Source organism: Streptomyces sp. (assembly GCF_019510245.1).
Classification (GTDB): Bacteria; Actinomycetota; Actinomycetes; order Streptomycetales; family Streptomycetaceae; genus Streptomyces.
The window spans coordinates 1-11,830 of record NZ_JAEKKT010000079.1; the positions used below are offsets into that span (position 1 = coordinate 1).

At 68.5% G+C, this 11,830-nt stretch carries 11 protein-coding genes; 5 read left to right on the forward strand and 6 right to left on the reverse strand.

Annotated features, from left to right (window positions below):
* Both JF597_RS04675 and JF597_RS04680 read left to right on the forward strand, forming a co-directional pair.
* The coding region (locus JF597_RS04675) for an acetoacetate--CoA ligase (protein ID WP_293989255.1) at nt 1-1,652 on the forward strand (1,652 nt) is incomplete at its 5' end.
* Between the two features lie 7 nt (nt 1,653-1,659).
* Nucleotides 1,660-2,613, forward strand: a complete 954-nt coding sequence (locus JF597_RS04680; RefSeq protein WP_293989258.1) for a fumarylacetoacetate hydrolase family protein — start codon at nt 1,660-1,662, stop codon at nt 2,611-2,613.
* 6 nt (nt 2,614-2,619) lie between these two features.
* Here JF597_RS04680 and JF597_RS04685 read toward each other — a convergent pair whose 3' ends face one another.
* The gene (locus JF597_RS04685) at nt 2,620-3,159 is read right to left on the reverse strand and encodes a MarR family transcriptional regulator (RefSeq protein WP_293989261.1); all 540 of its coding nucleotides are present in this window, start codon (nt 3,157-3,159) and stop codon (nt 2,620-2,622) included.
* 122 nt (nt 3,160-3,281) lie between these two features.
* Here JF597_RS04685 and JF597_RS04690 point away from each other — a divergent pair, with 122 nt between their 5' ends.
* Together JF597_RS04690 and JF597_RS04695 are read left to right on the forward strand one after the other, a co-directional pair.
* Complete coding sequence (locus JF597_RS04690) at nt 3,282-4,766, forward strand: NAD-dependent succinate-semialdehyde dehydrogenase (RefSeq protein ID WP_293989264.1); 1,485 nt, start codon at nt 3,282-3,284, stop codon at nt 4,764-4,766.
* Nucleotides 4,767-4,809: 43 nt separating this feature from the next.
* Complete coding sequence (locus tag JF597_RS04695; protein ID WP_293989267.1) at nt 4,810-5,829, forward strand: dihydrodipicolinate synthase family protein; 1,020 nt, start codon at nt 4,810-4,812, stop codon at nt 5,827-5,829.
* 454 nt (nt 5,830-6,283) lie between these two features.
* On the opposite strand, the gene JF597_RS04700 is transcribed toward JF597_RS04695, so the two are convergent.
* Together JF597_RS04700 and JF597_RS04705 are read right to left on the reverse strand one after the other, a co-directional pair.
* Nucleotides 6,284-6,409, reverse strand: coding sequence for a hypothetical protein (locus JF597_RS04700; protein ID WP_293989270.1), 126 nt, complete (start codon nt 6,407-6,409; stop codon nt 6,284-6,286).
* Between the two features lie 64 nt (nt 6,410-6,473).
* The gene (locus JF597_RS04705) at nt 6,474-7,022 is read right to left on the reverse strand and encodes a MarR family winged helix-turn-helix transcriptional regulator (protein WP_293989273.1); all 549 of its coding nucleotides are present in this window, start codon (nt 7,020-7,022) and stop codon (nt 6,474-6,476) included.
* A 145-nt stretch (nt 7,023-7,167) separates the two neighbouring features.
* Here JF597_RS04705 and JF597_RS04710 point away from each other — a divergent pair, with 145 nt between their 5' ends.
* On the forward strand, nt 7,168-8,655 hold the full coding sequence (locus tag JF597_RS04710) for a carotenoid oxygenase family protein (RefSeq protein WP_293989278.1): 1,488 nt from the start codon (nt 7,168-7,170) through the stop codon (nt 8,653-8,655).
* A 201-nt stretch (nt 8,656-8,856) separates the two neighbouring features.
* Here JF597_RS04710 and JF597_RS04715 read toward each other — a convergent pair whose 3' ends face one another.
* The 3 genes from JF597_RS04715 to JF597_RS04725 all read right to left on the reverse strand — a co-directional run.
* Nucleotides 8,857-9,504, reverse strand: coding sequence for a GntR family transcriptional regulator (locus tag JF597_RS04715; RefSeq protein WP_293989281.1), 648 nt, complete (start codon nt 9,502-9,504; stop codon nt 8,857-8,859).
* Between the two features lie 173 nt (nt 9,505-9,677).
* Nucleotides 9,678-11,066: an aldehyde dehydrogenase gene (locus JF597_RS04720; RefSeq protein ID WP_293989284.1), complete on the reverse strand. Its 1,389-nt coding sequence runs from the start codon at nt 11,064-11,066 to the stop codon at nt 9,678-9,680.
* Between the two features lie 76 nt (nt 11,067-11,142).
* Nucleotides 11,143-11,830: alpha/beta fold hydrolase (locus JF597_RS04725; protein WP_293989286.1), on the reverse strand; the 688-nt coding region annotated here is incomplete at its 5' end.

Below are 11,830 nucleotides of genomic sequence, written 5' to 3' on the forward strand. Positions count from 1 at the left end.
CGGACGAGGCGCTCGTCGTCGTGGACGACGACGGCACGTCCCACCAGCTCTCGCGAGCCGAACTCCGCAGCCAGGTCGCCGCCGTCTCCGCCGCGCTGCGCCGGATGGGTGTGGCCCACGGCGACCGGGTGGCCGCCGTCCTGCCCAACCGCGCGGAGGCCGTCGTAGGGCTCCTCGCCTGCGCGGCGGTGGGGGCCGTCTGGTCGGTGTGCTCCCCGGAGTTCGGCGCGGACGGGGTGACCTCCCGGTTCGCCCAGCTGGAGCCCAAGGTGCTGCTGCTCACGGACGGCTACCACCACGGCGGACGGACGCACGAGCGCACGGACGAGATGCGCACCCTGCTCGACCGGCTGCCATCGGTGGAGCACGTGCTCTGGGTGGATCACCTCCATCCCGGAAGCCTGCCTACGTTGGACCGCCCCGTGTCGCTCTGGGGCACGATCGCCGCGGGAGGAGGCGAGCCGGAGTTCGACGAGCTGCCCTTCGACCACCCGCTGTGGGTGCTGTTCTCATCCGGTACCACCGGGGCACCCAAGGGCATCGTGCACGGCCACGGAGGTGTCCTCCTGGAACACCTCAAGGTCCTGCGGCTGCACTCCGACCTACGGGCCGGTGACCGCTATCTCACCGTCGCCAGCACCAGCTGGGTGGTGTGGAACATGCTGGTCTCCGGGCTCGCGGTCGGAGCCACGATCGTCCTGCTGGACGGGAACCCGGTCCGCCCCGACCTCGGCCGCGTCTTCCGCGTCGCGGACGAACACGACGTCGACACGCTCGGCGTCAGCGCCGGATACCTGCACGCCTGCCTCAAGGCCGGCCTCGCCCCGGAAACCGGGGCACTGCGCACGGTGCAGGTGACCGGATCACCGCTGTCCACCGACGGCTTCCGCTGGGTCTACGACCGGCTCGGCAACGTGTGGCTGACGTCCATGAGCGGCGGCACCGACGTGTGCTCGATCTTCGTCGGCGGAGCCCCCACGCTGCCCGTCCGTGTGGGCCGCATCCAGGCGCCCGCTCTGGGCGTTTCCGTGGAAGCGTGGGACGAGGACGGCGAGCCCGTGGTCGGCAAGCGGGGCGAGCTGGTGATCACGCAGCCGATGCCCTCGATGCCGCTCCGCTTCTGGAACGACTCGGACGGCCGGCGCTATCGGCAGAGCTACTTCTCCGTGTATGCCGGAGCCTGGCGGCACGGGGACTTCATCGAGTTCGAGCCCGACGGCAGCAGTGTGATCCACGGCCGCTCGGACTCCACCCTGAACCGGCAGGGCGTGCGCATGGGGCCCGCGGACATCTACCGGGTCGTCGAGGCGCTGCCCGAGGTGCGCGAAGCCCTCGTCGTGGGCGCCGAACTGGGCGAGGACGCCTACTACATGCCGTTGTTCGTCGCCCTCCAGGAGAACGCCGACGTCGAAGCGGTGACGCAGCGAATCAACCAGGTGATCCGGGAAGAGCTGTCACCGCGCCACGTGCCCGACGAGGTCGTGCCGATGCGCGCGATCCCGCACACCCGCACGGGCAAGAAGATCGAGGTGCCGGTCAAGCGCCTGCTGCAGGGAGCTTCCCTGAACGACGTCGTGGACCTGGGCGCGGTGGACGACAGCGCACTGCTCCAGGAGTACGCGGAGTTCGCCCACACCCGCCGGAAAGCATGAGGAAACCATGAGCCAGACCCCCTTCTCACTGGGAACGTTCGCCGACGGACCGTCCGGTCCGTTCCCCGGCATCGTCGTGAACGACAGGGTGTACGACACCCGGACCGTCCTGCCCGCAGCCACGACCACATCGCTCCTGCTCGCCGACTGGGACACATCGCTGGACGCGCTCCAGTCCCTCGCCGACGCACCCGAGGGCGAAGGTCGGCCGGTCGGGGAGCTCACTGTGCTCGCCCCGGTCCAGCCACCGGGCCAGATCTTCGGCGCCGGGGCCAACTATCGCGAGCACGTCATCCAGATCACCGTGGCGCACCGCCTGGGAAAGGCGGACGCCACCGAGGAGGAGCTGCGCGAGCAGGCCGCCCGGGAGATGGACGAGCGTGCCGCCCACGGCGAGCCCTATGTGTGGGTGGGCGTCCCGTCCGCGATCAGCGGCCCGTACGACGACGTGATCCTGCCCTCCCTCGGTGAGAACCATGACTGGGAACTCGAGCTGGGCGTGGTCATCGGACGCGAGACACGCGAGGTGAGCCGTGACGAGGCACTGGAGCACGTCGCCGGATACACCATCTGCAACGACCTGACGACGCGCAGCCTGGTGCCCCGCCCGGAGATCCCGATGATGGGCACCGACTGGATGCGGGCGAAGAACCAGCCCACGTTCTACCCCACGGGCCCCTACGTCGTGCCGGCGCGCTTCGTGCCTGACCCGCAGGACCTGGACATCACGCTCCGGCTCAACGGCAAGGTCATGCAGAAGGGCAACACCAACGACATGATCTTCGGGATCGCGGCCCTCATCTCGTACATCTCGCACCGGGTGACGCTGCAGCCGGGCGACATGATCATCACTGGTTCTCCGCAGGGCAACGGCTCGCACTACGGCCGCTTCCTGCAGGCGGGCGATGTGATGGAGAGCGAGATCACCGGACTCGGGTCGCAGCGAAACCTCTGCAGGTAGCAGCCGTCATGTCCGCTGCTTGACCTCGAACTGCAGCGAGTGGGTGGTGAGCTTCTCCAGCAGTGAAATCAGCGTCCGCTGTTCGTCCGCGCTGAGCGAGCCGGCCCATTCCTGCTCACGTTCGTTGTGCGCCTGGAAAGCCGAGGTGATCGCGTGCAGACCGCTCTCGGTGAGGCTGAGGTTGACCGCGCGTCCGTCGTGCGGGGCACGCGCCTTGGTGACGAGACCGTCCCGCTCCAGCGTGTTCACCAGCGCCGACACGGCCGCGCGACTCATGCCGGACAGCTCCGCGACCTTCTTCGCCTCGACGGGGCTCGACAGCCAGATCGCGAACAGCACACGGAAGCCTGGCCACGACCAGCCGCGGGGCCGGTGGATGGTTGATTCCAGGTCGTAGACCAGCATGTTCGCGGCCCGGTGGAGGGTGAGCACCAACCGCATCGCCAGCGGATCGACGCCGGGGAGCTCACGGCTCGCGCGGCTGATCGCATGATCGATGAACGACCAGAAGTGCAGGTCCTCGTTGTCCGGGTGCTCGTGGTCCACACCAGGAGTGTAGGCCGGACGGCCGTTCATCCCCCGGGCCGCCTTCACGGCCGGACTCTGCCGCGTACCGCGCTCCGTTTTCCGAAACGTATCGAATGTCCCAGGGACAAGAAGAAGGCCTTATGAGTACCGAGACCGCAGCCGCAGAAGTCCTCAGCGAGAAGTCGCTCTTCCAGGAGTCGGCCTACGTCGACGGACGCTGGGTCAGTCACGGGGAGTCCGGGCGGTTCTCCGTCGACAACCCTTCCACGGGCGCGACGATCGCGGATCTGCCGTCCATGAGCCGGGCCCAGGTGGCCGATGCCATCGCGGCGGCCGGGCGCGCGCTCCCGGACTGGCGTGCCCGGTCCGGCAAGCAGCGGGCCCAGGTCCTGCGCCGTTGGTTCGAGCTCGTGACGGAACACACGGAGGATCTCGCTCGCCTGATCACCCTGGAGGAAGGCAAGCCGCTCGCGGAAGCACGTGGCGAGGTGGCGTACGCGGCGTCGTTCATCGAGTGGTTCGCCGAGGAAGCGAAGCGCGTGCGCGGCGACATCTTCCCGGCCCCCGAACCGTCACGCCGCGTCCTCGTACTCAAGGAGCCGGTCGGCGTGTGCGTCGCCATCACACCCTGGAACTTCCCGGCGGCCATGATCACGCGCAAGGCCGCGCCGGCCCTCGCCGCCGGATGCACCATGGTCGTCAAGCCGGCCGCCCAGACGCCGCTGACCGCGCTCGCGCTCGCTGAACTCGCCGAACGCGCCGGTGTCCCGGCGGGCGTCCTCAACGTCGTCCTGGGCAATGCCCGTGAGATCGGTCCGGAGCTGACCGGCAACCCGGCGGTGCGCAAGGTGAGTTTCACCGGCTCGACCGAGGTGGGACGCGTCCTGCTCACCGAGTGCGCGCAGACGGTGAAGAAGGTCTCGATGGAGCTCGGGGGCAACGCGCCGGTCCTGGTCTTCGACGACGCCGACCTCGAGACGGCTGTCGAGGGCGTCCTCGCGAGCAAGTACCGCAACACCGGCCAGGCCTGCATCAGCGCGAACCGGGTCTACGTCCAGTCCGGCATCTACGACCGCTTCGCCGAGGAACTCGCCAAGCGGGTCAGCGAGTTGACCGTCGGCGACGGCTTCGAACCCGGCGCGGAGCAGGGGCCGCTCATCGATGCCGCCGCCGTCGACAAGGTCCAGGAACACATCACCGATGCCACCGGCCACGGCGCACGCGTCCTGTGCGGCGGGTCGGGCCACGAACGTGGCGGGTTCTTCTTCCAGCCGACCGTGCTCGCCGACGTGGCCCCCGGGATGAAGATCACGCGGGAGGAGACGTTCGGTCCGGTCACCCCGCTCATCCGGTTCGTCGACGAGGCGGACGCGATCCGCATGGCCAATGACACCGAGTACGGACTCGCGGCCTACGTCTACAGCCGCGACGCCGAGCGGATCTGGCGGGTCTCCGCCGCGATCGAGGCGGGCATGGTCGGCATCAACTCGGGGCTGATCTCCAACGAGGTCGCACCGTTCGGCGGCATCAAGCAGTCGGGCCTCGGGCGTGAGGGCTCGGTCCACGGCATCGACGAGTACCTGGAGATGAAGTACCTCTCCTGGGAAGGCGCGGGTGCCCGGTAGACCGCCTCGGACTCAACGCACACGACGAACGAAAGGGACAGACATGTCCGCATACACCCGTGCCGAGGCACGTGACTGGGCCCGCGAGAAGCTTGTCGGCGCGGTCAACTGCACCATCCCCTCGTTCACCGGCGACCTGCGGGCCGTCAACGAACGAGCCGTCCGCCACGACGTCCGCCTCGCCAAGGAACATGGTTTCATCGGCACCCTCGGTGTCTCCGAGATCAGCATCACCCTCGACGAGTACCTGCAGTTCCTCCGCATCTCCAAGGACGAGGCCGGCGACGGCTTCTACGTCGTCCACCACGCGAGCTGGAACGACCTCGAGCAGAACCTCGAAGCGGTCCGTGGTGCCGAAGCGGCGGGAGCGGACCTGGTGCTGCTGGCCTACCCGCCCAACTTCTACCCGGAGTCCGAGCAGGAGATCTACGACTACACCAAGGCGGTCTGCGAGGCCACGAACCTCGGGATCATCCTGTTCCCGATGACCATCTGGAACTTCGGCGCTCGCATCCACCCCTCCGATCTCCCGACCCGGCTGATCCGCCGTCTGATCGACGACATCCCCAACATCGCGGTCATCAAGGCCGAAGGCGGATACCCCAACATCCAGAGCGCCGTCGAGTGCAACCGGCTCTTCGGCGACGAGGTGGTCATATCGGTGCCGATCGAGGGCGATCTGATCCCTCTGTCGCAGGTCATGCCCATTCAGTTGTCGGCGACCAGCGACCACGAGTACTTCGGCCCGATGATCCCGCGCGTCATGCAACTGCTGCGCGACGGGAAGCATGACGAGGCGACGGCGATCTACTGGCAGCTGCACCCCGCCCGCAAGACCAAGGCCGCACTGTTCGGGACCCTGCACGGTGGGTCGGTCCTCAACCGCCAGGCCTGGAAGTTCCAGGGCTGGTTGCAGGGGTACAACGGCGGACCGCTCCGCCAGCCGACGATGCGCCTCCAGGACAGCCAGATGGCCGCCCTGCGCAAGGGACTCGTGGACGCCGGCCTGGAGCCGAGCATGGATCCCATCCGTGAGTTCTTCACCGGACGCAACCGGGCCTGAGCTTTAACTTCAACCTCGCCGGGGCACCTGACCTGCTGATCTCGTCGTCATCGTGAGACAGTAGTACAGCCGTTCTACACCCTTCGACATATCCCGCAACGTCGCGTGGAGGACGGCCGCTGTGCGGAGTCCGGCCTGTGCAGGTAGTTGACGCCGCGCTGAGCGGTCGTGGCCGACGACGGAGTGCGCCGCCCGCGTCCTGCGCGGGGAGGCGACACCCGCGCCGGCGTCCACGATCGACCGGGTCGTCCAGATCGTGCGCGACGCACCGGAAGTGCTCTCGGTCTGGCGTGGCTGGCCGGTCTCAGTGCACACGCCCTCCCGTACAGCTTTGGGAGGGCTCAGAGGACGTTGACACGGCGGCGGGCGAGGGCGAGGACCGCCTGGCTGTCACACCTGCCCCCGACGTGCTTGCCATCGTGGAATCGCCGTGAATCCTCGCAGCAGCGGATGCTCACCAGACGGAGTCGCCGAAGCCGGCAAGGCGGCCAAGGGCGCCGATGACAGCCATGTCGCCGCCGGGAGCAGCCAGCAACTCTGCACCGAGGATGCCGCCCAGGCCGGCCATGCTGGTGCTCACCTCGACACGTGTGCACCGAGCGGTCAGCTTCTCCCCGCCGACCGACACCCCCTCGCTGGGAACGTCACTGCGGCGGAACAAGCCGTCGCTGTCGTTCGGCGAGCGGCTGGGGCTGGTGCCGGGAGACTTTGGCGAGCAGGCGTGCGAGGGTGACCTCCTCGTCGGGGGTCAGGTGTTCCAGCCAGCTCTTCTGGCGATGTGTGGTCCACCAGTGCAGAAACTCGTCGATGACGGTCTCGCCCTGCTCGGTGAGGGCGATGACGAGCATGCGTCCGTCGTCGGGCTGGGGTGTTCGGGTGAGGAGGCCGACCCGTTCCAGGGTGTGCAGTGCCGAGGTGACGCTCGCGGTGGAGATGCTCAGCAGGTCGGCGAGTCTGCGCGGGGACATCGGACCGTCGTACTTGAGCGTCGTCATCAGCCGGAAGCCGGCGAAGGTCAGCCCGGCGGGGCGGGCGAAGTTGGTTTCGATGTCGCGTTCGATCTTCTTCGCGACCCGGACCAGGTTGAAGCCCACCGACGTGGATGCCAGGTGCGGGTCAACGTCTGGCAGGTCGAAGCCGGAGGCGGCGGCCAGACGTTCGCCGTGGCGCTGCGCGGCCGGATCTTGTGTCACGGGCACCACTCTGCCTTCGTCACCAGCACCCTCACAAGGGACTCACACTTCATTTCCTGCCCGCCAGTGTCTTGACATATCGGTTTCGGGAGCCTTCTAGTCACCTCAAGTCTCTAGAAGTCTAGCAACCTCCCGGAGGTCATCCATGACAGCGCCGTCCACGCCCTCCCCCAGCCGCACGGGCATGCGGTTCCCCGACCAGCCGGTGTACTCGGGCTGGTCGACCCCCTCGCGCGTCGAGGCCGACATCTGCGAGATCGAGGCCGACGGAGAGATCCCCCGCGACCTGCGCGGCCGCTACTACCAGATCGCTCCCGACCCGGCCTTCCCCAACCGCACGGGCGACGACCTCCCCTTCAACGGCGACGGCATGCTGCGCATGTTCACCTTCGCCGACGGCCACGTCGACTACCGCAGCCGCTATGTGCAGACCGAGAAGCTGAAGCTGGAACGCGCCGCCCGCCGTTCGCTGTTCGGCGCCTACCGCAACCCCTACACCGACCACGTCACGGTGGCGGGCAGGAACCGGGGAGCGGCGAACACCAGCGTCGTCTTCCACGCCGGGAAGCTCCTGGTCCTGAAGGAGGACGCCCGCCCCACGCGACTCGACACCGACTCCCTGGAGACCTACGGCGAATGGGACTTCGACGGTGGAGTCAGCAGCCCGACCTTCACCGCCCACCCACGCGTCGACCCCGTGACAGGTGAGATGTTCGCCTTCGGGTTCGAGGCGAAGGGCCTCGCCAGCCGGGACATCGCGTACTACGTCCTCGACGCCCACGGCAAGGTCCTGCACGAGGTGTGGTTGAAGGCCCCGTACACCAGCATGATCCACGACTTCGTCGTCACCCAGGACTATGTGATCTTCCCGGTCATGCCCAACGCCGCCGACCTCGACCGGCTCAAGGCGGGCGGGCCGCACTGGCAGTGGGACCCGTCCAAGGAAACCTGCCTGGGAGTGATGCCGCGCTACGGCACCGCAGACCTGATCCGCTGGTACCGCGGCCCGGCCCGGTTCGCCTACCACTTCTTCAACGCCTACAACGAAGGCACCACGATCCACATCGACGGCTGCGTCGCAGAGGCTCAGCCGGCCCCGTTCCTGTACCCCGACACAATCGTCTATGACGTCACCAAGGGCGTGTCCAGGATCACCCGCTGGACGGCCGACTACGCGGCCGACGACGGCAAGGGCTTCGAAGAGCAGCTACTTCAGCCGGAGTTCGCCGAGTTCCCGCTCATCGACGACCGCGTGGAAACGGGCCGGCACCGCATCGGGTTCACGGGGGCGCGTGTCATCGGTGACGAGCACAAGAGCGCTGACGGCATACAGGCCCTCAACATGATCATCCGCTATGACTTCGACAAGCAGCAGGCCACCGGCCAGTACGTCCTGCCCGAACACTGCACCTTCCAGGAGCCTGTGTTCGTGCCCCGCAGCGACGACGCGCCCGAGGGCGACGGTTATCTCCTGGCCCTGGCCAACAACTGGACCACGATGCTGAACGACCTGCTCATCCTCGACACCGCCGATCTGGCCGCCGGTCCTGTGGCCACTCTCCATCTCCCCCTCCGCCTGCGCAGCGGCATCCACGGGACCTGGGTCCCCGAGCACCTCATCCAGGCCGGCTGATCCGGCGGAACGGCAACGACCGTCTCCACGCGGTCCAGGACCCGGACGCACCAGAGCCGTGACTGAAGCTCACGCCTGATCTTGGACAGCGGATGCGTCAGCGACCGGCGCGCCGCACTCGCCGGCGGCCGGCTGTTCGACTCCGCGGACCGGCTGCTCGGGCCCGCCGCCAGTCCGTGCAGGGTGTGCCCCGGCCGATCCTCAACTCTGCTGCCGTCGTTCGTCCATGCCCGCCATGAGGGCCTGGTGGCTGCGGCTGACGTGCTCGCGCATCACGCGTTCCGCGCCGTCGCCGTCCTTGGCGAGGATGAGGTCGAGGACGCGGTGGTGCTCGTGGTCGGACTCGCCCAGTTGGTTCATGAGCGTGCGGTAGTGCGCCTCCAGTTTGGAGTTGTCCGCGCCGATGACGATCAGGTCGTGGAACTCGTGGACCAGTTGCGCGTACCGCTCGGCGTCGCCCGCGTGGACGGCCTCGTCGGCCTGCCGCATGTTCTCCTCGATGCGGGCCACCTCGGGGACGTTGCCACGGAACGCCAGCAGCCGGGCCGCGGCGCCCTCCAGCAGTTCCTTCATCTGGAACAGCTCGGTGATCTCGCGCCGCGACGGCACGGCGACGAAGGTGCCCACCCGTGGGCGGACTTCCACCAGACCCTCGATCTGCAACTGTTTGAGCGCCTCGCGGATGGGGGTGCGGCTGACGCCGAACGTCTCCGACAGTGCCATCTCGGACAGGCTGGAACGCGGCGGCAGCTCCCCACTGATGATCATCTGGCGCAGCTCTTCGGCGACCCTGGCCTGCATGCTGGTCTGCTGCAGCGGTTTCCGCGCTCGCCCACTGGGTTGTTGCATGGTACGTGAACGTAATGCGGGGAGGTGTGTGGCGTCAACCGTCCCAGGCACTGCCTTCTGCCATGCAAGGCGGCTCATGACCGCAGGACGAAGGGATCACCCACAGGTTCCTCGCTCGTGTTGACCCACACGCTCTTCAGCCGGGTGTACTCCCGGATGACCTCCGTGCCGTGTTAGACGCCCGTGCCGCTGCTCCTGAAGCCCGAGCGCGGTGACATCGGCGACATCGACCGGTACGTGTTGGCCCAGACGGTGCCCGCCTCCAGGCGCGCCGCCATGCGGTGGACACGGTTGACGTCCCGGGTCCACACGCCCGCGGCCAGACCGTAGACCGAGTCGTTCGCGATGGCGAGGGCCTCCTCCTCGGACGCGAACGGCATGACCGTGGCGACCGGACCGAAGATCTCCTCCTGGCAGATGCGCATCGAGTTGTCCGTGCCGGTGAAGACCGTGGGGGAGTAGAACCAGCCGCCGAGACCGGTCACGGGCCGCGCTCCACCGCAGACCACCTTGCCGCCCTCCGACAGACCCAGCTCGACGTACGACTCGACCTTCGCCAGCTGGTCGGCCAGGGCCAGCGGGCCCAGCTCGGTCGTGTCCTCCAGGGGGTCGCCGATGCGGATACTGGCGGCTCGCGCCGTCACCCGCTCCAGGATCTCGTCGTAGACGTCCCGGTGCACAAGCACGCGGCTGCCCGCCACGCATGTCTGGCCGGCGGCGGCGAAGATGCCGGCGACCACACCCATGGCCGCGGAGGGGAGATCGGCGTCGGGGAAGACGATGTTGGGTGACTTGCCGCCGAGTTCGAGAGTGCAGCGTACGAAGCGGTCCGCGCAGGTACGGGCGATACGGCGGCCGGTCTCGGTGGAGCCGGTGAAGGTCACCTTGGCCACGTCGCGGTGCTCGGTGAGCGGGGCACCCGCCGTGGCGCCGTATCCGGTGACCACGTTGACGACGCCAGGCGGGAAGCCGGCCTGCTCGAAGAGCGGGGCGAGGGCCAGCAGGGACGCCGAGGTGTGTTCGGACGGCTTGACGACCACGGTGTTGCCGGCGGCGAGTGCGGGGGCGAGTTTCGTGGCGGTCAGCAGGAGAGGGGAGTTCCAGGGGGTGATCGCGCCGACCACGCCCACCGGCTCGCGCAGGGTGTAGTTGAGCAGGTCGCGACTCGCGCCCGGGATGACCTCGCCGTGGATCTTGTCGGCGAGTCCGGCGTAGTAATGGAAGTACTCGGGGAGACCCGCGAGTTGGGCGCGCATCTCGCGCAGCAGCTTGCCGTTGTCGAGGGTTTCGGTGCGGGCCAGCTCCGCCGCGTTTTCGCCGATGAGCTCCGCGAGGTTGCGCAGAAGGCGGCCTCGTCCGGTCTGGCTGAGGTCGCGCCAGCGCGGGTCCTCGAAGGCGGTTCGGGCGGCTTTGACGGCGCGGTCGATGTCCTCGGCGGTTCCGTCGGCCGCCTCGTACCAGGGCCGGCCGGTGGTCGGGTTGACGCTCTCGAAGTACTCGCCGGAGGCGGGGGCCGTCCATTCGCCGGCGATGTAGTGCTGGTGACGAGGGAGTGGGGTCATACGGGCTGCTCCTCGGCTGCGGGTTGTGTGTGGTTGCTCGCGGCCACGCGGCGGAGCCGCATGTCGACGCGGCCCCCTAACGGGGCGCTGTCATCGCCTCCGTGTGGTGAAGGATCGCCTCGACGAGGTCCTCCGGGCGCTCCAGTGGGAGCAGGTGACGTGTCCCTGGCACGATCACCGCGCGGGCGCCGGGGATCCTCTCGGCGAGCAGTCGGGACATCGCCGGGGTCGAGCCGGGGTCGTCCTCGCCTGTCACCGCGAGGGTCGGTGCCGTGATGTCGGGCAGGCGGGGCCACAGCGCCGCGTCCGCGGTGGCGAACACGTCGTAGCAGGCCAGGTACGACGTGCGGTCGTTCTTCAGCAGGGTGGTGAGGACCGACCGGGCCAGCTCCGGCTCACTGGTCCGCCACGTCGGCGAGAACCAGCGATCCACCGCCGCGAGCGCCGACGCCTCGAAGTCCGCCACGGCCCGCTCCCGGCGCCGCGCCACCGCCGCCCGCTCCTCCCGTGATCGTCCCGCGACCGAGCTGACCAGGGTGAGTGAAGCCGTCAACTCGGGCCTCACAGCGGCCAGTTGTTGCGCGATCAGGGCGCCCAGAGAGAAGCCCACGAGGTGTGCGGGGCCGTCCAGCAGTGCCGCCACGTCAGCCGCCAGCTCCGGCAGGGACACCCCGGGAGCCGCCGCCGGAGAGGTGCCGTGTCCGCGCAGGTCGACCACCCTCACACGATGCCGTTCGGCCAGTGCGGGCAGGCAGCGTTCCCAC

Coding starts and splice junctions, on each gene's coding strand:
- JF597_RS04715 (WP_293989281.1), bottom strand. CDS start 9,504: ATGCAACAACCCAGTGGGCGAGCGCGGAAACCGCTGCAGCAGACCAGC.
- JF597_RS04710 (WP_293989278.1), top strand. CDS start 7,168: ATGACAGCGCCGTCCACGCCCTCCCCCAGCCGCACGGGCATGCGGTTC.
- JF597_RS04720 (WP_293989284.1), bottom strand. CDS start 11,066: ATGACCCCACTCCCTCGTCACCAGCACTACATCGCCGGCGAATGGACG.
- JF597_RS04695 (WP_293989267.1), top strand. CDS start 4,810: ATGTCCGCATACACCCGTGCCGAGGCACGTGACTGGGCCCGCGAGAAG.
- JF597_RS04680 (WP_293989258.1), top strand. CDS start 1,660: ATGAGCCAGACCCCCTTCTCACTGGGAACGTTCGCCGACGGACCGTCC.
- JF597_RS04690 (WP_293989264.1), top strand. CDS start 3,282: ATGAGTACCGAGACCGCAGCCGCAGAAGTCCTCAGCGAGAAGTCGCTC.